Source organism: Actinoplanes sp. NPDC051513 (assembly GCF_044454685.1).
GTDB lineage: Bacteria > Actinomycetota > Actinomycetes > Mycobacteriales > Micromonosporaceae > Actinoplanes.
On sequence record NZ_JBITDW010000003.1, the window covers coordinates 435,766 to 458,358 of the forward strand.

Genomic DNA, 22,593 nt, shown 5'->3' on the forward strand with positions numbered 1-22,593 from the left:
AGCGTTGGAACCCAGATTTCTGCTCCTGTCGGACGTGGCGACCGAACTGAACGTGTCCGATTCGCAGGTCTACCACATGGTCCGCAGCGGCGAGCTCCCCGCGATCAAGGTCGGTGGCCGCGGTCAGTGGCGGGTGGAGCGTTCCAAGCTGGAGGAGTACATCCAGCAGAAGTACGCGGAGACCGCCGAGTGGGTCCGGGTGAACCCGCTCACCGACCGCGAGCTCGACTGATCTAGCGCCCGGTTTGGGCCTCTTCCCGCATCGGTAGTGCTCTTGGAGCCGCGCGTTGACGCTCCGTCACGCCCTCGCGACAATGGCTGTCGTAGGCAAACGTAGGCAAACGCAACGATCAAGCGTCCGGACGGGATGGGGTGCGGGATGAGGCGGACTGTTGAGATCGCTCCGGGCGGGCCGCGGCCCTCGATCAGTTTTCGTCCGGTTCCGCCGTGCGAGCCGCCCTTCGACGACGAGATTGAGCCCATGGCGTGGGTCTCCGCACATCAGCTTGCGCTTGACTGGTCGGCGGCGGCACTCCGGCGTTCTTCGGGGCCTTCGGGGCCTCCATCAGCGCTTTCCTCTGGGCCTCCCTCTGGGCCTCCCTCTGGGCCCTCTGGGCCTTCGTCAGGGCCGGCTTCGGGGCCGCCGGCTCGACGGCCGGTGATCGTGGCGGGGGCCTCGCATGACGCCAAGCTTGCGGTGCATCGCTTCGTGCGCATGTGCGTCGAGGTGCTCAACGGGCATCGGCCGCCGGCGCACCTGCGGCGTCTCGCTGTCCCGGCCGACGCGTCGGCGGTGGTCGCGCAGGGGCTGATCGGGGCTCGGCGGGTGGCCCAGTTGCGACGGGCCGCCCAGGGCCCGGGGCGCAGGCCGGGGCGGCGGCCGGCGCCGGTGGCGGTGATACAACTGCGGATGTGCGAGCCGCGCCCGGGAGCGGTGGAGGCCGCGGTGGCGCTGGTTACGGGGGAGCGCACGTGGGCGATGGCGCTGCGGCTCGAGCTGCATCAGCAGAGCTGGTGCGCGACGATCCTGCGCCTCATCTAGCGCTACCGACCCCCGGGGCGTCCGCCGCGCAGTGGAGACGGCGGGCGTCCCGGGCCTGCGTCCGCGTCCCCGGGGCCGGGTTGGCTGGGGCCGGCCCGGCTACTGCTGGACGGGCTACTGCTGGACGGGCTACTGCTGGGCGGGCTGCGGCTGGGCGGGCTGCGGCTGGGCGGGCTGCGGCTGGGCGGGCTGCGGCTGGACGGGCTGTGGCTGGACGGGCTGTGGCTGGGCCGGCTGCGGCTGGGCCGGCTGCGGCTGGGCGGGCTGGGTCGGTTGGGGATGGGTGGGCTCGGCTATCGAGCGGGTGGCGAGCGGGCTGGAGTAGACGACGCTCGTGGTCACCGGGCCGAGGCCGGCGATGCGGCCGGTCACCTCCTCGAGGTGGCGCATCGAGCGGACCAGGACCTTGAGGACGAAGCAGTCCTCGCCGGTGACGTGGTGGGCCTCGACGATCTCGGGGGTGGTGTCGAGCATGGCGTGGAAGGGGCGGTAGTTGCCGGTGGGGTAGCGCAGGCGGACGAAGGCCATGACGGTCAGGCCGATCCGCTCGGGGTTGATGGTGGCCTGGTACCCGGCGATCACGCCGGACTCCTCGAGGCGGCGGATCCGCTCGGCCACGGCGCTCGCGGACATGGAGACGGCCCGGGCCAGCTCGGCGAACGAGGCCCGGCCGTCGCGCTGCAGCTCGGCGAGGAGTCGCCAATCCGTGCGGTCCAGGGGGAAGTCCACGGTCATGGCGGCAATGTACCGGGCTTTCCTCGGCAATCCCCGGGTGGTGCCGTGGAATGTGCATGTTCCGCACCGTGAAGCGCTCGTAGCGTTTTCGGCATGACGATCACTTCCGCATTCACCAGCGAAAACGTGGGTCCGGCCACGCCGAGCGAACCCTCGCGGGCGGCGGCTTTCTTCGCGGCCCGGCTCGAGTTCCAGACCGACGTCTCCGACGTGCGGGCCGGGCTGCTCGAGGCGACGCCGGGGTTCGTGCTGATCGACACGCGGAGCCGGGTGGCGTGGGAGCAGGGGCACATTCCGGGGGCCGTGCACCTGCCGACGGCCGAGATCATGGCGCGGGCCGGTGAGCTGCTCGACCCGGCGACGCCGGTGGTCACCTACTGCTGGGGGCCGGGGTGCAACGGGTCGACCCGGGCGGCTCTCGCCCTCGCGCTCGCCGGTTACTCGGTGAAGGAGATGATCGGCGGGGTCGAGTACTGGGTTCGGGAGGGGCTGCCGCTGCGTACGCGTGAGGGCGACGTCGTGGCCGACGCCGACCCGCTCACCGTGCCCGTCGCCGGGCCCTCGCCGGCCACGGCAGGTGCGAAGCCGGCCACGGCAGGTGCGAAGCCGGCCACGGCAGGTGCGAAGCCGGCCACGGCAGGTGCGAAGCCGGCCACGGCGGGAGCGAAGCTGACCTCGGCGGCGGTGGGAGCGGGTTTGATCTCGTTGGCGGGAGCGGAGGGACCGGCCTGCGGCTGCTGAAACCCCGGCGCGGCACGATCCGGACACGACTGGTGGAATGGGCCTTCCTAGCGCCGCGGCAGCGGTGTACTACGGGGACGGTCTGAACCGCAGGAGGAGACGTGCCGATCACCGAGCTGGTCCGGGTCTACGTACCGGCCACCGTGCCGATGCTCGTGGCCCTGCGTGCCTCCGGGAAGCTGGGCGGCGACGGAATGGTCGCGCACGCGGTCACCCCGGCGCTCCGCGAGTGGTATGCGGAGGGCGACGAGGAAGAGCTGGAGTACGTGGCGTTCACCCGCGCCGCGCAGGGCGCTCTCCACTTGTTGCGGCACGATCCGGAGGCGCCGCGCCGGCGGGTCGTGGTTTCGGCCGACGTGCCGGCCACCTCATTGGTGCGCGAGGACGTCGAGCTCGGGTCCAGCACGGTGCGGCTGCCGCAGCCGGTGTCGCTCACCGAGGTGGCGTCGATCCACGTGGACAGCCCGGACGCGGCCGAACAGGTGGGCGCGGCGGCCGATGTGGTCGAGGAGGCGCAGGCCGGCGACCCCGACGCGCAGTTCACCGTCGACGGCGCCGAGGACCACGAGCTGGAGTGGTACGCGGTCTCCGAACTCGACGACCTGGCCTGAGCGGAGCCGCGCCGCCTACTCGCCGGCGGCGGAGGTGGCGCTGGCGGACGACTCGGCCTCGGCGTCGTGCTCGGCCTTCACCTTTGCCGCGGGCTTCGCCTTCGGCGCGGCCTTCGTGGCGGGCGCGGCCTTCGTCTTGGGCGCCGGCTCGGGCACCTCCGCGGCCTCGTCGGTGGTGGCCGGGCGGATCGTGCGGCCCACGGCGACCGTCGCGCTGATCGCGCCGACGAAGAGGACGATCAGCGCGCTGTTGAAGCGGGCGCCGCTCAACATCTGCTGCACCGTGAGCTCGAGCTCGCTGACCTTGCCGGCCAGTTCCAGCACCCGTGAACCCGCCGTCCGGGTCAGGCCCTCGCCGACGACCAGCAGCAGGCCGGGACCGCCACCGGCCAGCGCGTACATCGGCCAGGCCACGTCGCCGGCCGTTGTGCGGCGGCGGGTGCGCCGCAATACCCCGTACGCGATGAAGCCAGCCGCCAGGCCGGACAGAAACGACTGGAGGAAGGTGAACCACTGCGCCGCATTTGTCTGTGACGCCTGGGAGTCGCCGGAGCCGAGCGCCCGCAGCACCGGATTCTGGAAGAAGTTGAGCACGAAGCCGACCAGGAACACCCCGATCGCCGCCCAGCAGGCCGCGGCCAGCACCCGCGGCTGGCGGAAGCCGGCCAGCGCCCCGCCGATCGTGGCGGCCGCGGCGATCGTGCCGCCGACGACCGCGTAGATCCAGCCCTCGGTGTTGATCGTGATGATGGTGATGGCGCCGAGCAGGCCGAGCACCAGGCCCGTGCCGGTGGCGACCGCGAAGCGCAGGGTGGATCCCAGGTCGCGGCGGCGGGTGATCAGCGTGATCAGGGCGAGCGCGACGGCGGCGCCGGCGGCCAGTGACGCGGTGACGGCGCCCGGCAGCGCGTAGGCCGTCGAGGTCACCTCCATCTCGGCGTCGGCCCGGCCGGTGATGGTGGCGCGCGCCGACCAGAGCATGGCGGCCATCCAGATCAGCGCGGCGAGCGCGAGGAGGAGACCGTACGGCGAGGGGCGCTCGGCGTCCGGAGTCGTGTCCTGGGCACTCATGTGGCACAGGGTACGCGGGAAGTCTGCGCGGGCCGGAAGCGGTGCGAGGATGGGGATTCCGGCCCCGGCGACCCCGCGGCCCGGTTCTACTCAGCAGACCACCATGTCGAGGAGTGCCCCTGATGGACGCCCAGCTCGCCGTGCCCACCCCCCGCAACGAACCCGTACGCGAATATCGGCCCGGCAGCCCGGAGAGGGCCTCGCTGGAGGCGCGGATCGCCGATCTCCGCAACGCCCGGCCCGACCTGACCATGACGATCGGCGGCGCGCAGCGCATGGCCTCGGGCCCGGCGATCGACGTTGTCCAGCCACATCACCGCCGGGAGTTGCTCGGCACGACCGCCAATGCCACGCGTGAAGATGCCGCGAAAGCGATCGAAGCAGCCAAGCAAGCCGCCCCAGCCTGGCGCGCGCTCCCGTTCGCCGAGCGGGCCGCCGTCTTTCTGCGCGCGGCCGAACTGCTGGCCGGCAGCTGGCGCGACACGCTGAACGCGGCGACGATCCTGGGCCAGTCGAAGTCCTGCTACCAGGCGGAGATCGACGCGGCCTGCGAACTGATCGACTTCCTGCGGTTCAACGTGGCGTTCGGCGAGCGCCTGCTGAGCGAGCAGCCGCAGTCATCGCCCGGTGTCTGGAACCGGTTCGACCACCGCCCGCTCGAGGGCTTCGTCTACGCGATCACCCCGTTCAACTTCACCGCGATCGCCGGCAACCTTCCGACGGCGCCGGCACTCATGGGCAACACCGTGGTGTGGAAGCCGTCGCCGACGCAGCAGTTCGCGGCGCACTTCACGATGCGCCTGTTCGAGGCGGCCGGCCTGCCGCCCGGTGTGATCAACATGGTGACCGGGGACGGCCTCGCGGTCTCCGAGGTGGCGCTCGCCGATCGCGACCTGGCCGGCATCCACTTCACCGGCTCGACGGCGACGTTCCGTCACCTGTGGCGCGAGGTCGGCGCGAACATCGACCACTTCCGGTCGTACCCGAGGCTGGTCGGCGAGACCGGGGGCAAGGACTTCGTCTTCGCACACGCCAGCGCCGACGTCGAGGCGCTGCACACCGCGCTCGTGCGCGGCGCCTTCGAATATCAGGGCCAGAAGTGCAGCGCGGCGTCGCGGGCCTACGTCCCGCGGAGTCTCTGGGAGGGTGGCGGCCTTCGCGACCGGCTTGCGGCTTCGGTCTCTTCCATCGCGTACGGCGACGTGAGCGACCTTTCCGTGTTCGGCGGCGCCGTGATCGACGGCCGGTCGTTCGCGAAGCTGGCCGGCGCGCTCGACCGCATCAAGAACAGCGCGTCGTGCACGGTCGTGGCCGGCGGGACGGCCGACGACTCGGAGGGCTGGTTCGTGGCGCCGACGCTGGTCGAGTGCACCGATCCGTCCCATGAGGTGTTCCGGACGGAGTACTTCGGCCCGATCCTGGCCGTGCACGTCTACGCCGACGACGACCTCGCGGCGGTGATGGCGCAGGCGGACGTCGTGTCGGAATACGCGCTCACCGGATCGATCTTCGCTACCGACCGTGCCGTGATCGATCGGGCTCAGGAGGCGCTGCGCTTCACGGCGGGCAACTTCTACATCAACGACAAGCCGACCGGCGCGGTGGTCGGTCAGCAGCCGTTCGGCGGGGCCCGCGGGAGCGGCACCAACGACAAGGCCGGCTCGGCGCTGAACCTCGTGCGGTGGGTCTCTCCACGCACGATCAAGGAGACCTTCGAAGCGCCGGTGTCGTGGCGCTACCCCCACATGGGCTGAGCGCCGGCGCTCTTTGGCGTGATCGTGTGCATTTAGGAGGCGTCGCGCCCTTTGGGCGCGGCGGCTCGTCCCTTTTTGGGTGGTTGCTGCCCGGCATCGCCGTCTGACCGGTTTGCTTGCGCCATTTTAGCTGGTCAGACCTCTGCGTGCCCGATAAACGCGCCGTCTCGACCCTCGTGGTCGGACTGTCTGTGCGGGACAGTCGTTTGTGGAGACGCAAACTGGACGGATCGGGCGAAATCCTGGACGTGGGCGCGACAAAGTGGCAGCTTAGAAGGCATGCCCGACACTCAAATCAATCCCACGGCTGCCGCTCTGCTCGGCCTGCTTCACGAGGGGCCGATGACCGGCGGACAGCTCATGGCGGCTGCCGAACGCCGCCTCGGGCCCTACTGGTCGATGACGCGGAGCCAGGTCTACCGCGAATTGCCGGTTCTTGCCGATATGGGGTACGTCCGACTCGGCAAGCCCGGACCCCGTTCCAGCCAGCCCTATGCCATCACCGCCTCCGGCAAGCGCGCCTTCAGCCGGTGGCTCGCCGAGGCCCCCGGCCGCGACGCACTGCGTAACCCCGTCGCCCTACGTGTCGCTTTCGGCGAGCAGCACTCCGGCGGCCAGCTGAAGTCGCTCTACACCGAAGCCAGCGAGTACCACTCCGAGGCGCTCGCGATGGCCAAGGAACAGGCGAAGGAGGCGAAGAAGAACGGCGACGCGTACGGCTCCGCTGCCCTCGAGTTCGCCGTCGCTTATCACAAGGCCGCGCTGAGCTGGTTGAAGACCGCACCGGCGAATTGATGAGCGGACCCCACCGCCCGGCCGGAACGCCGGCCGGGCGGCGTAGTCTTGGGTGTCGTGACCGCTGCCGACTTTCCTGAGCGACTCAAGGCGTTAGACGCCACCCTGCGCAACATCGAGAACGTCCTGGACGTCGACAAGCTGCGCCGGGACAAAGCTGAGCTCGAGGAACAGGCCTCCGCGCCCGACCTGTGGGACGACCAGGCGCGCGCGCAGGAGGTCAACAGCCGGCTGTCGTACATCTCTGGCGAGATCAGCCGGCTCGAGCGGCTGCGCTCCCGGCTGGACGACGCCGGCCTGCTGCTCGAGATGGCCGAGGCCGAGAGCGATGAGGCCTCGATCGCCGAGGTGGGCGACGAGATCGTCGCGCTCGGCAAGGCGGTCGAGGAGATGGAGGTCCGCACCCTTCTCTCCGGCGAGTACGACTCCCGGGAGGCCGTCGTGGCCATCCGGGCCGGCGCCGGCGGTGTGGACGCGGCCGACTTCGCCGAGATGCTCATGCGGATGTACCTGCGCTGGGCCGAGCGGCACGGCTACCCGACCGAGGTCTACGACACGTCGTACGCCGAGGAGGCCGGCCTCAAGTCGGCGACCTTCGCCGTCAAGGTGCCCTACGCGTACGGCACGCTCAGCGTCGAGTCCGGCACCCACCGGCTGGTGCGGATCAGCCCGTTCGACAACCAAGGCCGGCGCCAGACGAGCTTCGCGGGCGTCGAGGTGATGCCGGTGGTCGCCGAGATCGACCACATCGACATCCCCGACAACGAGATCCGCGTCGACGTGTACCGCTCGTCGGGGCCGGGTGGACAGAGCGTCAACACTACGGACAGTGCTGTCCGGCTTACGCACGTTCCCACCGGGATCGTGGTGACGTGTCAGAACGAGAAGTCCCAGTTGCAGAACAAAGCGTCCGCTATGCGAGTTCTGCAGGCCCGGCTGCTCGAGCGCAAGCGCCAGGAGGAAGAGGCCAAACTCGCCGGTCTCAAGCACGACACCACCGGCTCGTGGGGCGACCAGATGCGCTCGTACGTCCTCCACCCGTATCAGATGGTGAAGGATCTGCGTACCGAGCAGGAGACGGGCAACCCGTCTGCGGTGTTCGACGGCGAATTGGACGAGTTCATCGAGGCCGGGATCCGCTGGCGCAAGCAGACCCAGGTCGCCGGCTGAGTCGAGATCCACCACGGACGGCGACGGCGCCTGAGCGTTCGGTCAGGCGCCGGCCTCTGAAACGCCTGTTCCGGCACCGCCGGTGCAGATTGGCGTACCCGCCGGACTTGGCGATTTCGTTACACCGCGTAGACTACCGTCCCGTGATTCAGCTCGAGAACGTGACGAAGACGTACCCCAAGGCGTCTCGCCCGTCGCTGGACGACGTGAGCGTGGGCATTGAGAAGGGTGAGTTCGTCTTCTTCATCGGCCCCTCCGGTTCCGGCAAGTCGACGATCATCAAGCTTCTGCTGCACGAGGTCACCCCTACGCGCGGCAAGGTCGTGGTGAACACCAAGGACGTGACGACGCTCAGGTCGTGGAAGGTTCCACAGTTCCGCCGGTCGATCGGGTGCGTGTTCCAGGACTTCCGCCTGCTCCCCAACCGCACCGCGTACGAGAATGTCGCCTTCGCCCTCGAGGTGATCGGCAAGACCAAGGCCGTGGCCCGCCGGGTCGTGCCCGAGGTTCTCGAGCTGGTCGGTCTCGGCGGCAAGGAACACCGTTACCCGCACGAGCTCTCCGGTGGTGAACAGCAGCGTGTGGCCGTGGCCCGGGCCTTCGTCAACCGTCCCCTGATCCTGCTGGCCGACGAGCCCACCGGAAACCTCGACCCGGACACCTCGATCGAGATCATGCGTCTGCTGGACCGGATCAACCGGACCGGCACGACGGTCGTGATGGTCACGCACGACTCCAACATCGTCAACCAGATGCGCCGCCGAGTCATCGAGATCGAGAGCGGACGAATCGTCCGTGACCAGGCCCGTGGCGTTTACGGCTGAGCACGCCCGCGGCTCCGCTGCCGAATCCCCGACCCCCGAAATCGCGGGACGCGGAGTCCCGGAAGGAACCCCCCGATGCGTTTGAAGTACGTACTCAACGAGGTCCTGGTGGGCCTGTGGCGGAACGTCACGATGACGGTCGCCATGATCATCACCATGTCGGTCTCGCTGTTCATGCTGGGCGCCAGTGTGCTGCTGTACATGCAGGTCGACCAGATGAAGAACTACTACTACGGCGAGATCGAGGTTTCCATCTTCCTGCGCCCGGACGTCACCGAGGCGCAGCGGTCGGCCATCGACCAGGCCATCTCGAGCAACCCGCTGGTCGCCGACAAGCAGTACGAGACGCAGAAGCAGGCGTTCGAGCGCTTCCAGGCGCTCTGGGCGGACTCGCCCGACTTCGTGAAGTCGGTCGGCCCGAACAGCCTGCCCGAGTCGTTCCGGGTCAAGCTCAAGGACCCGGAGCAGTACAAGACCTTCTCCGACCAGATGCAGAGCCTTCCGGGCATCCAGGACATCATCGACCAGCGCACGCTGCTCGATAAGGTGTTCAACATCTTCAACGGCTTCCAATTCGGCGCGCTGGGGGTGGCAGCCTTCATGGCTGTCGCGGCGCTGCTCCTGGTCGGTAACACGATCCAGGTGGCGGCGTACAGCAAGCGCCGAGAAGTCGCGGTCATGAAGCTCGTCGGCGCGTCCAACTGGTTCATCCAGGCGCCGTTCGTGCTCGAGGCGGTGGTGGCCGGCGTCATCGGCGCGGTCCTCGGCTTCATCGTGCTGTTCGTCGGCAAGGTGGTGCTGCTCGACCACAAGCTTCAGGCGCTGACGAGCATCCTGACACCGGTGCACAACAGCAATGTGTGGCTGATGTTGCCCCTGTTGGCGGGCGTCGGCGCGGTGGTCAGCGCGGTCACCGCGTGGGTCACGCTCCGCTTCTACCTCAAGGTTTGACCTCCCAGAGCTGATCACGCAACGGCCGCGTTCCCACTACAGGAACGCGGCCGTTGGGCGATTTGGGCAGTTATCCCCGGTTGTTGGGGGTAGGTTGACTCCCCGTGTGGTCCAAATGCCGACATAGAACCCTTCTGGCGATATGTGCGTGCTTAGTGAGCCTGACGGTCGTGCCGTCCCCGGCGGTCGCCGACACCGGTGACGCCGCCGGCGCCGCCCGGGCCGTGGACCGTGCTTCGGCCGTACTCGAAAACGCCACCGGCCGGGCGCGAGCCGCCGCACTCCGCCTCGAGGCCGCCACCGCGGCGATGCCCGCCGCCCAGCGGCGTGTCGCCACCTCCCGCGGCGCCGTCGCCGCCGCCATCACCGCGGCCAACACGGCCGGCCGCCGCGCCAACGCCGCCCGGGCCGCCTACGCGCAGATCGCGGGCGACTACGAGCAGGCGCAGGCCGAGTTCACCGACGCGCGCGAACGGGTCGACCAGATCGCCCAGGCCACCTACATGGGCAGCACGTTCTCGCGGATCAACGTGCTCGTCGAGGCCACCGGGCCGGCCGACATCATGGACCGGCTCAGCCTCGTCGACCAGCTCATGCGCACTCAGCAGCAGGACGTCGACCGGCTGATCGCGGCCCGCCGCGTCGCTCGCAGCGCTCAGGACCGGGCCGGGCTCGCCAAGCGGGAGGCCGAGGACGCCGAGGCGATCGCCCAGGGCAAGCTGATGGCGGCGAAGAACGCCCAGACGGCCGCGGTGCGCGCCCAGCAGGAGCTGGTCCACCTCACGGTGATCCGCCAGGCCGCGCTGCGCCTCGCCAACGCCCAGCGCAGCGCCGTGCTCGCCCGTTACCGGGCGGCACTGGCGGAGGAGCAGCGGATCCGGGCGGCGCTGCGCGGCTACTCGATCAAGTCGGGCGGCGGCGGCCGGTACGGCGGCGGCCGGCTGCTCATGCCGGTGCGCGGGTGGAAATCGAGCGACTACGGCAACCGATACGACCCGTACTACCGGGTGTGGCAGCTGCACGCCGGCACGGACTTCGCAGCGCCCGGTGGCGCGCCGATCCACGCGGCGGCGGCCGGACACGTGATCCGGGCCGGGTGGAACGGCGGCTACGGCAACTACACCTGCATCAGCCACGGGAAGATCGGCGGCTACGGCTTCCAGACCTGCTACGGCCATCAGTCGGCGATCCTCGTACGGGTGGGGGAGTACGTGCGGCGCGGCGAGGTGATCGGGCGGGTCGGGACGACGGGCGCGTCGACCGGCAACCACCTGCACTTCGAGACCCGCTTCGACGGGGTGCCGCGCAACCCGCTGCGATATCTGCCCGCATGCCTCTGCTAGTACGCTTGTAGGGTTGTCCATTCAACCTTCCAAGGGGAGCAATGCCACGCGAACAGGGGCGCAAGGTCGTCGCTTCCAACCGCAAGGCCCGCCACGACTACGCCATCCTCGACACCTACGAGGCCGGCATGGCGCTCACCGGCACCGAGGTCAAGTCGCTGCGGGCCGGCCGCGCGTCGCTGACCGACGCGTTCGGCCACGAGAGCAACGGCGAGATCTACCTGCACGCCCTGCACATCCCCGAGTACACGCAGGGCACCTGGACCAACCACGAGCCGAGGCGCGTCCGCAAGCTGCTGCTGCACCGCGACGAGATCCGGAAAATCCAGGGCAAGCTGCGCGACGAGGGCATCACGCTGGTGCCGCTCCAGGTCTACTTCCACAACGGGTACGCGAAAGTCGAGCTCGCCCTGGCCCGCGGCAAGAAGAGCTACGACAAGCGCCAAGACCTGGCCACCCGCGACGCCCAGCGCGAGATCACGCGCGCGTTGGGCCGACGTAACAAAGGTGTGTCCTGATCAGGTACTGTGCCGGGCGGCCCTAGATCACCGAAGGGGTGGCCCGCTTGCCCGCAAAGCACTCCGCGCGTTCGCTCGGTCCCGCCCGGATCTTTCTGAGCGCGGCCGCGGCCGTACTCGTCATGCTGGTGGTCTGGATCGCCGTGCGGGCCGTCGGGCCGGCTGAAGCGACGCTTCAGCCCAAGGTCGTGCTGCCGTCGATGCCGCAGGTGCCGATCTCGCCGGCTTTCTCCGCTACCTCCTCCTCGCCATCGGTCTCGCCCTCGTCCTCCTCGCCGTCGCCGTCCCCATCGCGGACGTCGGCCCGGCCCACGACGACGTCGCGTTCGCCCGTCCCCGAGAAGACGACCCGGCCGACGCCTTCCAAGACCACCCCGGCGCCGCCCAAGGCCAACTTTTCGGTCACCCTGAGTCTCGGGGCGAGCTGGGAGCAGGGGTACGTCGCTACGGTGCGCGTGCGGAACACCGGCCGCGCCGTCGCCTCGTGGAGCGTCACCGTCAGGCACTCCGACCAGGACAACCTGCGCCTGCTCGGCACGTGGAACGCCCGCGGCTCGCAGAGCGGCGACAACCTGACCTTCACCGGCGGCCCGCTGGCGCCCGGCGCGTCGGCCAGCTTCGGCTACCAGGTCAGCAAGAGCGGACGAGGCAACGCCCGCCCGTCCGGCTGCTCCGTCGTGGGCGGCACGTGCGGCGTGAGCTAAGATTTCAGGGTTGGATCATTACCAGGGGGTGACTGGTTTCGACTTCGTACGTGGAGACAGGGGAAGCGAGCCGAGGAAGCCGACGTCGTCTCGAGAATCGGTCGTCGGAAACTTATAAGCGCCGATAACAATCGCGCTGACTTCGCTCTCGCCGCCTGAGGCGAGTAGCGAGTCTGTCGGGCTGGGAGCACCTCCGTCCCAGATCTCCGGCATCAGCTAGGAGGTTGGTCAACCGGTCCCAGTCGTGAGGACCGCGCGACGAGATCAAACACGGCTGGCCCCGTCATACCGACTTGCTCACGTGATCGGTAGGGGCGAGTAGAGGCATAGTGAGCTGCGCTCGGAGAAGCCCTGACGAAACAACGAAGGACCCGGGTTCGATTCCCGGCACCTCCACGGCGTGGCGGCCCCCTGTTCGCGGAAAGCGCGAACCGGGGGCCGTTCCGGTATATCTGCTCCGGGGGCCGAGCCCCCGGACGCCCCGCGGTGCGGTGGTTGCGCGTTGCGGTGGTTGCGCGTTGCGGTGGTTGCGGTGATCGCGGAAACGGACCAAGGCAGCGACGCGCTGTTGACACTGAATTTAGAGATCGATCACGACCTTGCCGTGCACGTGCCGGCCGGCCTGGAGCTCGACCGCGGTGCGGATCTGCTCGGCCGGGAAGCTCGCCGCGATGGGCACCCGGAGCCGGCCCACCGCGACCAGACGGGCGATCTCTTCCAGGGCGCCGGGGGCGGCGTTGGCGCCGTTGGCCGGCGTGACCCGGTCGACCTGGGCGGCGATGGTGCAGATGCGCCCGTCTGGGACGCCGAGTTCCCTTGCGGCGTGCACTGTCTCCGTCCCGTGCAGGTCGATCGCGGCGGTGACACGGCCGGCAGCGAGGGCCCGGACCCGGTCGGCCAGGCTGTCGCCGTAGGCGACCGGCTCGGCCCCGAGGCCGCGAAGGAAATCGGACGATGTTGCCGATCCCGTCCCGATCACCCGCGCGCCCGCGAGCCGGGCCAACTGGACCGCGAAAACCCCGACACCGCCCGCTGCGCCGCCGATCAGCACCGTGTCGCCCGGGCCGGGGTTGATAACGGCGAGGGCGGCGGCCGCCGTGCGGCCCGCTATCGCAAGGCAGGCGGCGGTACGGTCGTCGACGCCGTCGGGGGTGCGATGGGCCTCGCTCGCCGCGATGTCCCCGGCCGCGTCTACCACCACGAAGTCGGCGACCGCACGAGACAGTGCGCCACCGAATACCCGGTCGCCGGGCTCGAACCCGGTCACCCCGTCACCGATCTGGTCCACCACTCCCGCGTAGTCGGTTCCGAACCCGGCCGGCAGGCTCAAGCCGAACCGGGCCGCGGTGCCCGCGTCGGCGGTCATGATCCAGTCCATCGGGTTCAGTCCGGCGGCGGTGACCCGCACTCGGATCTCCCCTGTGCCGGCCTGTGGAGTGGGTACCTCGCGGATGTTCAGGACTTCGGGGCCGCCGAATGAATCGAGCCGGACCACTCTGCTCGTGCTCGCCGGCATCTGATCGCTCCACTCATGCATGCTCGCTGGCCTCCCTGAGTACGAGGGAAAGCGCTGAAACGGACTATGCTCCGCTTGCACGAACGAACCTAGCACAACCGGAGCGTGATCCGTTTTGACTGGCACGGAGAGCCGCGCGCCGCGAGCGGACGCGACGCGCAACCGCGAACAGCTGCTCGCGGTGGCGACCCGCGTGTTCATGTCGGCCGACATCGAGCCGTCGATGCGCGCGATCGCCCGCGAGGCCGGTGTCGGCATCGCCACGCTCTACCGGCATTTTCCCACCCGCGAGTCGCTGGTTGACGCGGTCTACCGGGACCAGGTCGCGCGGCTCACGGCCGGCGCCCATGAGCTGCTGGGCCAGCTGCCCCCGGCTGCAGCGATGCGGCGCTGGATGGATCTGTTCGGGGACTGGATCGCGGCCAAGAACGGCATGCTCGGCACGCTGCTTTCGATGATCCAGTCGGGCGAGATCGCTCATGACCAAACCCGGAGCGAGTTGCTGACGGCCATCACCACGATCCTCGACGCCGGTCGCGTGGTGGGTGACCTCCGCCCCGACGTCACCGCTGAAGACATCGCCGCCGCCCTCATCGGCATCTTCACCGTCGCTCCCCGGCCGAAGCGCGAAGCCAATGCCAGTCGCCTGCTGAGCCTCCTGATGGACGGCCTCCGGCCACCCCCGCCGGATACGGCCGGCCTGGACATCCCACCGGTGGGGCTCCAGCATTGACCCAGCCTGCCGCTGCACAGCGGTGAAGTACGGCATCCGATCGGAGGCGGCCACCACGTGCGCGGCCGGCAGCGCGGATGCGCCCGTGCCGCAGCAGGCGTCGAAGACCCGGCCGTCCACCCGCAGGCCCACCGGACGCTCCGCGGTGCCGTGGTTGCGCTGGGCGGCGTTGCGGTTTGGCGGTGGGTGCTACGCCCTCAGGATTTCGAGGTCGTACTTCGCGATTGCGGCGTCGCGGGTTACCAGTGTCAAGTCTTCTGTCTTCGCCTGGGCGATCAGCATCCGGTCGAATGGATCGCGGTGCAGCAGGGGAAGCCTGGCCGCTGCGATGCCGTGGTCGGCGGTGATCTCCAAATGACGGAAGCCGCTGTCGCGTACGCGCTCAGGGAGATCGTCCGGCTTGAGCTTGCCGATCGACTGCTTGATTGCTACTTCCCAGATCGTCGCGGCGCTGACGTAGACGTCCGGCTCGTGGTCCAGCCGATCCTTGAGCTCTGCGGCGAGCGCGGGGTCGTCTGACAGCCACCACAGCACGATGTGGGTATCGAGGAGCAGGCTCATCAAGCGAGCCCGAAGTCTCGGGCAATGGCCTCGTTCACGTCGGGGGAGTCCCAGTCATCGGTCATGGTGAGTTGGCCGGCGAGGCTACCTCGCCCAGCCCTGTTGACCCGGCGATTCAGAGGGATCACCTTGGCGACCGGTGTGCCGGACCTGCTGATGATGATCTCTTCGCCGTGCTCGACGCGCTCGATGATCCGCGAAAGGTTCGTCTTCGCGTCGTGGATGTTGAACTGCGCAGGTGCGTCGGCCATCTTGACCTCCTTAGCTAAGAGGTTAGTCCAGTGCCACGCGGACCGGCCAGCAGTATCCAACGCACGCTCCCTCCTGGTCGGCCGGGTCCAAGTAAGCCGACGGCACCTCCACGATGCGGTGGTCGCGACGTCACGTGATCAGGGCGCCGATCTCGTACTTCGCAATCTCGGCGCCGGCTGTGAGATCAGCGCAGTGCGGCGGCCCTCGCCTCGAACAGGACGCGTTCGCGGGCGTTCCGGGTCATTGCGGCGGCGCGCTCGAACTCCTTGCGGGCTTCCGCGGCGCGGCCCAGCTTTGCCAGGAGGTCGCCGCGGACGGCGGGCAACAGCGGGTAGCCGGGCAGGTTCAGGCTGTCGACGATCTCCAGGCCACGGGCCGGGCCGTGTGCGTGGCCGACGGCGACCGCCCGGTTGAGGTCGACCACCGGAGAGGGCGAGACGTGGTTGAGCACCTCGTAGAGCGCCGCGATCCGGCGCCAGTCGGTGTCGTCCGCATGGGCGGCGCGCGCGTGGCACGCCGCGATCGAGGCCTGTAGGACATACGGGCCGTACGAGCCTTCGGTCCCGGCGAGCGCCGCGAGCCCGCGGCGGATCAGCAACCGGTCCCAGCGTCGCCTGTCCTGGTCCTGCAGCAGGATGGGGGTACCGTCCGGCGCCGTTCGAGCGGCGGTCCGGGACGCCTGGAGCTCCATCAGCGCGACCAGCCCGTGCACCTCGGGCTCATCGGGCGCCAACGTGGCGAGGATGCGGCCGAGGCGTAGCGCCTCCTCGCAGAGGGTCGGCCGCATCCAGTCGTCGCCGGCCGTCGCGGCGTACCCCTCGTTGAAGATCAGGTAGATCACCTCGAGCACCGAGGCCAGCCGCTGAGCCACTTCGGTCGGCGGCGGGAGTTCGATCGGCACCCGGTTGTCGGCCAGCGTCCGCTTGGCACGGGTGATCCGCTGCCCGACCGTCGACTCCGACACCAGGTAGGCCCGGGCGATCTCCTCGGTGGTCAGTCCGCCGAGCAGGCGCAGGGTCAGGGCCACCCGGGACTCGGTCGACAGCACCGGGTGGCAGGTGGCAAAGACAAGCCGCAGCAGGTCGTCGCCGACGTAGTCGTCCATGGCCGCGGCGATGTCCGGCTCCTCGGCGTCAGGCGTCTGGTTGCCGAGGAGTTGGAGCTTTTCCCGATACCGGCCCTGCCTGCGCAACGCGTCGACGGCCCGGTGTTTGGCCGTGGCCATGAGCCAAGAACCCGGATGGTCCGGCACCCCGCCGATGGGCCACTGTTCCAGCGCGATGACGAGCGTGTCCTGTGCGAGTTCCTCCGCGAGTCCGACGTCGCGCACCAGCCGGGCCAGCGCGGCGACGATCCGCGCGGATTCCATCCGCCAGACGGTCTCCAGCGTGCGGCGAGGATCGGTAGCCGTCACGGCTACCGATCCTGCCTCATCGGCGGACTACGCGGGACCCGCGAAATCCTCCGGACCCATGACCTTGAGTACCTCGGTCTCGCCTTCCCAGCCCGCCCACAGGTCGCGGTGCAGGCCCATGAAGCGGGACGCCCACTCGACCGCCTCGTCCTTGGAGCGCGCCTCGTAGAGCGCGTAGCTGATCGTCTCCTTGGCCTCGGCGAACGGCCCGTCGGTGACGCTCAGCCTGCCGCCGACGACATCCACCCTGGCACCGGCGACGCTCGGCGCCAGTCCGGCGGTGTCGAGGAGAGCGCCGGACGCGGTCGCCTCGGCGCCGAGCGCCATGATGGCCTCCATCAGCTCGGGCGGCGGTGGGCCCGCCGGTTGGGTCGCTTTGAGCAGAGTCAGGTAGCGCATGAGCGAATCCTTTCAGTGTCAGGTGTCGTGATTCAGGCGGCCGTATCCGCCAGGGCGCGGTAGAAGTGGATGCAGACTGCGGCGAGCCAGGCCCAGACGAGCCCTACCGCGGCGACGAATGCCAATGTCGTCGGCCCGTGTGAGCCGCTGGCGATGCCCGCGAATCCGGCCAGAAAGGCCACCCCGGTGGCGAGGGAGAACCAGGCGAGCCCGCGCCGCCCCTCCCGCCGGAAGTGGCCGGCCAGCACGAAGCAGGCCGCGATGAGGCAGAAGAAGCCGACGCCGCCGACGACGAAGTGCAGCGCGCCGTGCCAACTGATCGGTGTCGTCTCGGGAGTACCCGCCGGAAAGCCCTGCGCCGGGTCGGCGCGGAAGATGCCGGCGCCGATGAGGCTGACGCCATAGGCAGCGATCAACGTCGGCGCCAGCCGGCGACCAAGCGCACGACGCAGCCCGACGGCTGCCGCCACGGTCGCGAGGCCCGCGACGACGAAGTTCATGATCTGGATCCAACCCAGGTCGCCGTTGGCCAAGAGACTCCAGGCGTGCTTGCTGAGGTCGAAGCCGTCGCGCGTGAGCGCCTGCGCCAGCGAGACTCCGAGGTACAGCGGGCCGGCGAGAACGCCGTAGCCAAGCAGGGACCTGGTGATCCGATTGGCCGAGGTGCAGTCGGATGTGGCGTACGCGGTCATCGCTCTCTCCTTCGTTCGAGGTCTCTACCTGGGCCTCGAACGGAGCGACCGGATTCCGACAGCGCTCTTCAAGATTTTTTGGGAGGGCCGCGTCCGAGCAACTGGGTGGTTGCTGTGGTCTACAGCCGGTCCGCCTGCTGTGATCGGCCGAGACGCTGGTGGGCGTCCGCGAACTGCCCGCTGACCAGCGCCGCCGTGGTCGACAGGTCCAGCGCCAGGGCGAACCCGGCGACGATCTCCGCGAACCGGGCGCCGCCGCCGGAGCCGGCACAGCCCAGCGCGGTCAGCCACTGCCGCTGGTGCGGTAGCGACGTGCCCCCGCCCACCGTACCGATGACCAAGGCGGGCAGCAGCAACGTGGCGATCAGATCATCGCCGTCCCTCTCCATCGACAGGATCGACACCCCGGACTCGTGTACGCAGGCGATGTCCTGCCCGGTGGCCACGAACAACCCGGCGATGATGTTGACGGCGTTGAGGCCGGCCCCGACGATGCCGGCCTGCTGAGCGCCGAGCAGCAACGTCACGTGCCCCTTCACCATCGCCGCCGGTGTGCTCTTCAGGACCGATCCGACGACGTCCGCCGGGATCCGGCACTCGGCGACGACCCGGGTGCCGCGGCCGGCCAGCATGGACGCCACGCTGACTTTCTTGTCGCTGCTGAGATTGCCGTCGAGCAGCATCCATATCGGTGCCGGCCCGTCGTCGCCGGCCAGCGTGTCGTGCACCCAGCGGCAGATCTGCCACGTCGCCGCGGTGGTCATATTCTGCCCGGCGGCGTCGGCGGTCTCGAACACGAACCGTACGTGGAGGTACCGCCCGATCTGGTACGGGTCGACGTCGACCAGCCGCGCGTACCGGGAGGCGAGCCGGACCTGCTCGTCCAGGTCGGGCCGGTGCGCCCGCAGCCAGTCGGTGAACCGCGCCGCAGTGGCGATGTCGGCGAATTCGAATGCCGGCGCCCGGATCATCCGCTGGGAAAGCACTTTCGTCGTCACGCCGCCGCCGGCGGTGATGGCCCGGGCACCCCGGGATGCCGACGCGATAAGTGCGCCCTCGGTGGTGGCCAGCGGCGCGACCACGCTGCCACGGGCGGCGTCGCCGGTGAACAGCAGCGGCCCGGCGAGCCCGACCGGCACCTCCACTGAGCCTGCGAGATTCTCTACATTGCCGGTCAATGCCCGCGCATCGAGGCTGGTGGTGTCGAGCGACGGTAGCTCTGCCCCGGTGCGTGCGCGCAGCCAGTCCAGGCGGTGCCGTCGTGCCTCCTCGGTGTACTGACCCCGTCCCGGTATCCCGTCAGTCATGCGATGACCCCGCGGGAATGCATCCGAGCCGAGGCCGCGTCCGGTCGAAGCCGGCGGCCGTCCGTCAGACCCTGGGCATGCGTGGGCGTGAGCGGCATTGTCGGCGTGATCGGCAACGCGGTGACGATTCCTCGTTGACCAGACATATCCGTCACCCCACAATCACTCCTGCACAACGTTAGGAGGCGAGACACGTGCTGACCAGCGGGAACGGTGTCCGTAGTGCGACTGGAAGGTTGGCGACCGCGACATGCGGCGCGCGTCGCCGTTGCTGTAGGGAGGCGAACGTGGACAGGCGCGGCGCGCGAGGAAGGCGGTCAAGCGTTGCGGCGCTGACACCGGATCACGGTCATGGTGCGGCGGCCCGCAATGTCGTCTCGATGGCCGGCCAGCCGAGGCCAGGCGGGAGGCCGATCATCGGTATGTCGACCGCACTGTCCCAGCGCTCCAAGTTGTCGCGGACCTGATCGGGCGTGCCGTACGCGGTGAACTGGTCGAGGACGATTTGAGCGTTGCCGGGAACGATGCCGTGTGCCGGGCTGGGACGAGGGTTCGCCGCGCGGATGGCCTGGACAGCGTCGCCGTAGCCCTGTTTGGCGACCACCTGGGCATACACGTCGCCCATGGCGCACAGGTACCAGGCTATGGTGCTTGCCACGAGCGATCGGGCGGTGTCGGCATCGTCATCTGCGACGGTCATCGGACCGGCGGCGACGGTGAGTGGCGTCTTCCAGAGGCCGGCGGCCGCGCGTACCCGGTTGAGTTCCGGTCGCTGGCCGGCGACCCGGTCCCGCGCGACGAACAGTGGAAACCAGCCATCGGCCAACTCGGCGGCAACCTGGACGGTGTGGTCGCCGGTCGCCGCGAGCCAGATCGGCAGATCCGGTACGGCCGGCTGGCCGAGGCGGAGCGGCCGCGCTGTGGATGCGGGATCCAGCCGGGCACGTTCACCCGTCAGCAGTGCGCGGACCTTCGCGGTGACGTCCCGCAGTTTCGCGGCCGGATGGACGAAGGGCAGATCGTGGAACCCCTCGACGAGCGCTTTGGTGCTGGCGCCGAGGCCGAGGATGTAGCGACCCCCCGAGATTCGATGGAGCGTCGCGGCGGTCATCGCGAGCGTGCCCGGAGTGCGTCCCCAGATGGAGAGGATGGCGGACACGACCGTGATCCGTCGCGTGCGCAGTGCGATTTCGGTTGCTGTGGCGGTGGAGTCCAATCCCCAGCCTTCGGGCAGTGCGAACACCTCGTAGCCCAGTTCGTCGGCGAGTTGGGCGGTCCGCACGATGATGTCGGGGCGTGTTTCCATCGGGGTCAGCGCAACGCCGCGGCGTTTCATGGTCATTCGGGTATCCCCCGGCCGTACGTCTGTAGCCGCGTCCCCCGACCCGCGCCGAGGGGACGCGGAACCGTGATCCACAGTGCCTTGGCCGCAGCTAGCACGCGGCCGTCCGGGCCGAGAAGCGCCGAGCCGGCGGTGAGTTTGCGACCCTCGTGTCCGAGTGGCCAGGCGACCACACGGCACTCGTCACCGGCGTTGGGCAACGCGGCTACATTGGCCGTCATCCGGCCGAGCACGACCGCGGTGTCGGCGTGCAGTTCGACCGCCGCCGCGGCGGCGACCCCACTGGGGCAGTCGAGCGCCGCCCAGACCACCTCGGGCCATGCTTGGCTATCCGGGCCGGCAACCGAAGGGTCGAGCGTCCAAGGTGCGGCGTGCATCGCATTGCCGGGGACCGGTCCGGGGAAGATCCGCAAACCATCGGCTGGACCGCGGGCCGGCCCGCAGACAAAACACTCCGGGAACACCGGGTCCGCGTAGTAGCGCGCCGTGCCGGCGGCGGCGCGTGCCTGCGCGGCGGTTACGTCGGCGGGCATCACCAGCGCGACGTCGATCGCAGACGGGCGTGCCTCGGCGAGCAACATGGCGCCGTCGCTGAGAACCAGGCCGTCGCCGTCCCGGCGAACCGTCAACGCTCGCTCCAGCGGCAGCGGGCGGCGCAGTGTCACATCGGCTGAGCTGTCGAGCAGGGCAGCGAGCGATCCGCAGCCGAAGCCGCCGTTGGTTACCCCGGGTGGACCGCGGAAGCGCTGCGCGAAACACAGTTCAGCCGGCGCAGACATATGGTGGGTCTCCTTCGCGGTCGGCAGGGTCGTCCTGGCGACGCTAGGCCAGGCCGACCTGGCTGTCAGGCGGAGAAGTACGCCAGTCGGTACCTCAATGCGGTACCTCATCGCCCCGCGATTGGTGGATCCACCACGCCGCGACCTGCACGCGGGAGGGAACCCCGAGCCGTCGGCGGATCCGTTCCACATGACCCTCGGCCGAGCGCTCCTCGATCCCGAGCCGCTCGGCGATCTGACGGTTGGTGAAGCCCTCCGCAATCAGTGCCGCGACCTGTGACTGCCGCGCGGTGAGCGGGCTCGACTCGCGGCCGGACAAGGCCGGGAGCAGTTGGCTCGCGGGCTCGCCGAGAAACTCCAGGATTGCCCGGACGACGGATTGGGCGTCGCCGGCATGGGGGAAGTGGCTTCTGCCGGCGAGCGTTACCAGCCGGGCACCGGCGATCCGGACGGCGAGATCCCGTCCCAGCCGGTACGGAATGGCACGGTCCGCCTCTCGGTGCAGGACCAGCGTCGGTGTGCTGATGCGGTCCAGCAGGTCGTCCACCCGGACCTCGTAGCACTGCGCCAGCAGTTGACAGGCAACCTCCGCCGATGCGGAGCCGCGCTGTAGCTCAGCGAATTGTGCCTTCATCGTCGTACTGCCATCGGGGAGGAAGATGTTCGCAAGCACGTCCGAGCCGAGCCCCCAATGGGCACGAACCAGGTCGAGCATCGCCGCACGGACCTCCGCCGATGCGATCAGCCGGCCGTCGGCGTAGCCACCGTAGACGACCAGGCGCCCGACCCGTGCCGGCCGGCGTGCGGCAAATGCCAGCGAGACGGGCGCGCCCACCGACATGCCGAGCAGGTCGAAATGTTCTAGTTGCAGATGGTCGACAACCGCCTGGAGCACCGTCAGGTCGGTGTCGAGCGTCGGCCGGCCCGGCCACTCGTCGGACAGCCCGCACCCCGGCTTGTCGTAACAAATCACGGTTCGGCGCGCGGCGAGCGGGGCGTAGAACGCTCGGACCGCAGGATCTCGCCACACCAACTCGAGATGCCCGATCCAGCCCGACGGCACAACGAGTGCAGGTCCGTGACCGACCGTCGCGTATGCCACACGCACTCCAGGAGCGGCTTCACAGAAGCGGATTTCTCGCCTCAGCTCCGGGTCCTCCAGGTAGCTTGATGGGGACTGACGCATCGCGGGCCTCCATGGTCGACGGGCAACACCGCACGGCGAACAGGCTCAATGATGTATTGCCGCGCGCGCCCGCTGCACACAGCCGAGTGGGGTCGTCGTCCAACCACCACAGCACGACATGGGTGTCGAGTCGTCGGAAGCGACGATCTGGCC

26 protein-coding genes and 1 other RNA gene are annotated in these 22,593 nt (G+C 69.4%); 14 read left to right on the plus strand and 13 right to left on the minus strand.

Features of this window, described 5'->3' with window-relative positions; translation table 11 throughout:
* The first annotated feature begins 4 nt into the window (after window positions 1–4).
* Together ACIA5D_RS12025 and ACIA5D_RS12030 are read left to right on the plus strand one after the other, a co-directional pair.
* Window positions 5–232, plus strand: a complete 228-nt coding sequence (locus tag ACIA5D_RS12025) for a helix-turn-helix transcriptional regulator (protein WP_396029882.1) — start codon at window positions 5–7, stop codon at window positions 230–232.
* A gap of 249 nt (window positions 233–481) precedes the next feature.
* Window positions 482–1,042, plus strand: coding sequence for an Rv3235 family protein (locus ACIA5D_RS12030; protein WP_396029883.1), 561 nt, complete (start codon window positions 482–484; stop codon window positions 1,040–1,042).
* 129 nt (window positions 1,043–1,171) lie between these two features.
* On the opposite strand, the gene ACIA5D_RS12035 is transcribed toward ACIA5D_RS12030, so the two are convergent.
* Complete coding sequence (locus ACIA5D_RS12035; RefSeq protein WP_396029884.1) at window positions 1,172–1,777, minus strand: Lrp/AsnC family transcriptional regulator; 606 nt, start codon at window positions 1,775–1,777, stop codon at window positions 1,172–1,174.
* 93 nt (window positions 1,778–1,870) lie between these two features.
* Between ACIA5D_RS12035 and ACIA5D_RS12040 the strand changes: the two genes are divergently transcribed.
* Entirely contained in the window at window positions 1,871–2,518 is a 648-nt protein-coding gene (locus ACIA5D_RS12040) for a rhodanese-like domain-containing protein (RefSeq protein WP_396029885.1), read from the plus strand.
* A gap of 101 nt (window positions 2,519–2,619) precedes the next feature.
* Window positions 2,620–3,129 (plus strand): DUF6912 family protein, encoded by a 510-nt coding sequence (locus tag ACIA5D_RS12045; protein WP_396029886.1) that lies wholly within the window; start codon window positions 2,620–2,622, stop codon window positions 3,127–3,129.
* Window positions 3,130–3,144: 15 nt separating this feature from the next.
* Here the strand turns inward: ACIA5D_RS12045 and ACIA5D_RS12050 are convergent, their stop codons facing one another.
* Window positions 3,145–4,200 carry a hypothetical protein gene (locus tag ACIA5D_RS12050; RefSeq protein WP_396029887.1) on the minus strand — a complete coding sequence of 352 codons (1,056 nt, stop codon included), beginning with the start codon at window positions 4,198–4,200 and terminating at the stop codon, window positions 3,145–3,147.
* Between the two features lie 122 nt (window positions 4,201–4,322).
* Here ACIA5D_RS12050 and pruA point away from each other — a divergent pair, with 122 nt between their 5' ends.
* The 7 genes from pruA (at window position 4,323) to smpB (ending at window position 11,555) form a co-directional block, all read left to right on the plus strand.
* Window positions 4,323–5,954: an L-glutamate gamma-semialdehyde dehydrogenase gene (pruA, locus tag ACIA5D_RS12055; RefSeq protein WP_396029888.1), complete on the plus strand. Its 1,632-nt coding sequence runs from the start codon at window positions 4,323–4,325 to the stop codon at window positions 5,952–5,954.
* 279 nt (window positions 5,955–6,233) lie between these two features.
* Window positions 6,234–6,749: a PadR family transcriptional regulator gene (locus ACIA5D_RS12060; protein WP_396029889.1), complete on the plus strand. Its 516-nt coding sequence runs from the start codon at window positions 6,234–6,236 to the stop codon at window positions 6,747–6,749.
* A 57-nt stretch (window positions 6,750–6,806) separates the two neighbouring features.
* Window positions 6,807–7,919 (plus strand): peptide chain release factor 2, encoded by a 1,113-nt coding sequence (prfB, locus tag ACIA5D_RS12065; RefSeq protein WP_396029890.1) that lies wholly within the window; start codon window positions 6,807–6,809, stop codon window positions 7,917–7,919.
* Between the two features lie 143 nt (window positions 7,920–8,062).
* A complete protein-coding gene (ftsE, locus tag ACIA5D_RS12070) occupies window positions 8,063–8,743 on the plus strand; it encodes a cell division ATP-binding protein FtsE (RefSeq protein ID WP_396029891.1) in 681 nt (226 codons plus the stop codon).
* A gap of 75 nt (window positions 8,744–8,818) precedes the next feature.
* Window positions 8,819–9,694, plus strand: coding sequence for a permease-like cell division protein FtsX (gene ftsX / locus ACIA5D_RS12075; protein ID WP_396029892.1), 876 nt, complete (start codon window positions 8,819–8,821; stop codon window positions 9,692–9,694).
* A gap of 170 nt (window positions 9,695–9,864) precedes the next feature.
* Entirely contained in the window at window positions 9,865–11,037 is a 1,173-nt protein-coding gene (locus ACIA5D_RS12080) for a peptidoglycan DD-metalloendopeptidase family protein (protein ID WP_396029893.1), read from the plus strand.
* A 41-nt stretch (window positions 11,038–11,078) separates the two neighbouring features.
* Complete coding sequence (smpB, locus tag ACIA5D_RS12085; protein WP_396029894.1) at window positions 11,079–11,555, plus strand: SsrA-binding protein SmpB; 477 nt, start codon at window positions 11,079–11,081, stop codon at window positions 11,553–11,555.
* Between the two features lie 175 nt (window positions 11,556–11,730).
* Here the strand turns inward: smpB and ACIA5D_RS12090 are convergent, their stop codons facing one another.
* Window positions 11,731–11,961: a hypothetical protein gene (locus ACIA5D_RS12090; protein ID WP_396029895.1), complete on the minus strand. Its 231-nt coding sequence runs from the start codon at window positions 11,959–11,961 to the stop codon at window positions 11,731–11,733.
* Window positions 11,962–12,010: 49 nt separating this feature from the next.
* Here ACIA5D_RS12090 and ACIA5D_RS12095 point away from each other — a divergent pair, with 49 nt between their 5' ends.
* Window positions 12,011–12,259: a cellulose binding domain-containing protein gene (locus ACIA5D_RS12095; protein ID WP_396029896.1), complete on the plus strand. Its 249-nt coding sequence runs from the start codon at window positions 12,011–12,013 to the stop codon at window positions 12,257–12,259.
* A 24-nt stretch (window positions 12,260–12,283) separates the two neighbouring features.
* Window positions 12,284–12,658: a transfer-messenger RNA gene (gene ssrA / locus ACIA5D_RS12100) on the plus strand.
* Window positions 12,659–12,839: 181 nt separating this feature from the next.
* Here the strand turns inward: ssrA and ACIA5D_RS12105 are convergent.
* Complete coding sequence (locus ACIA5D_RS12105; RefSeq protein ID WP_396029897.1) at window positions 12,840–13,775, minus strand: NADP-dependent oxidoreductase; 936 nt, start codon at window positions 13,773–13,775, stop codon at window positions 12,840–12,842.
* A gap of 199 nt (window positions 13,776–13,974) precedes the next feature.
* On the opposite strand from ACIA5D_RS12105, the gene ACIA5D_RS12110 reads away from it, so the two are divergent.
* Entirely contained in the window at window positions 13,975–14,508 is a 534-nt protein-coding gene (locus ACIA5D_RS12110; protein WP_396029898.1) for a TetR/AcrR family transcriptional regulator, read from the plus strand.
* A 189-nt stretch (window positions 14,509–14,697) separates the two neighbouring features.
* On the opposite strand, the gene ACIA5D_RS12115 is transcribed toward ACIA5D_RS12110, so the two are convergent.
* The 9 genes from ACIA5D_RS12115 to ACIA5D_RS12155 form a co-directional block, all read right to left on the minus strand.
* A complete protein-coding gene (locus ACIA5D_RS12115; RefSeq protein ID WP_396029899.1) occupies window positions 14,698–15,069 on the minus strand; it encodes a type II toxin-antitoxin system VapC family toxin in 372 nt (123 codons plus the stop codon).
* The gene (locus ACIA5D_RS12120; protein ID WP_396029900.1) at window positions 15,069–15,320 is read right to left on the minus strand and encodes a type II toxin-antitoxin system Phd/YefM family antitoxin; all 252 of its coding nucleotides are present in this window, start codon (window positions 15,318–15,320) and stop codon (window positions 15,069–15,071) included. Before ACIA5D_RS12120 ends, ACIA5D_RS12115 begins: the two co-directional genes overlap by 1 nt.
* A gap of 185 nt (window positions 15,321–15,505) precedes the next feature.
* Window positions 15,506–16,735, minus strand: a complete 1,230-nt coding sequence (locus tag ACIA5D_RS12125; protein WP_396029901.1) for an RNA polymerase sigma factor — start codon at window positions 16,733–16,735, stop codon at window positions 15,506–15,508.
* A gap of 27 nt (window positions 16,736–16,762) precedes the next feature.
* Window positions 16,763–17,134: a YciI family protein gene (locus ACIA5D_RS12130; protein ID WP_396029902.1), complete on the minus strand. Its 372-nt coding sequence runs from the start codon at window positions 17,132–17,134 to the stop codon at window positions 16,763–16,765.
* Window positions 17,135–17,166: 32 nt separating this feature from the next.
* Window positions 17,167–17,826: a DUF998 domain-containing protein gene (locus ACIA5D_RS12135; protein WP_396029903.1), complete on the minus strand. Its 660-nt coding sequence runs from the start codon at window positions 17,824–17,826 to the stop codon at window positions 17,167–17,169.
* A gap of 119 nt (window positions 17,827–17,945) precedes the next feature.
* Window positions 17,946–19,133, minus strand: a complete 1,188-nt coding sequence (locus ACIA5D_RS12140) for a hydroxymethylglutaryl-CoA reductase (RefSeq protein WP_396029904.1) — start codon at window positions 19,131–19,133, stop codon at window positions 17,946–17,948.
* Between the two features lie 349 nt (window positions 19,134–19,482).
* On the minus strand, window positions 19,483–20,475 hold the full coding sequence (locus ACIA5D_RS12145) for an LLM class flavin-dependent oxidoreductase (protein WP_396029905.1): 993 nt from the start codon (window positions 20,473–20,475) through the stop codon (window positions 19,483–19,485).
* Window positions 20,472–21,254 (minus strand): hypothetical protein, encoded by a 783-nt coding sequence (locus ACIA5D_RS12150; protein ID WP_396029906.1) that lies wholly within the window; start codon window positions 21,252–21,254, stop codon window positions 20,472–20,474. Before ACIA5D_RS12150 ends, ACIA5D_RS12145 begins: the two co-directional genes overlap by 4 nt.
* A gap of 94 nt (window positions 21,255–21,348) precedes the next feature.
* Window positions 21,349–22,356 carry an alpha/beta fold hydrolase gene (locus ACIA5D_RS12155; protein WP_396029907.1) on the minus strand — a complete coding sequence of 336 codons (1,008 nt, stop codon included), beginning with the start codon at window positions 22,354–22,356 and terminating at the stop codon, window positions 21,349–21,351.
* Between the last annotated feature and the right edge of the window lie 237 nt (window positions 22,357–22,593).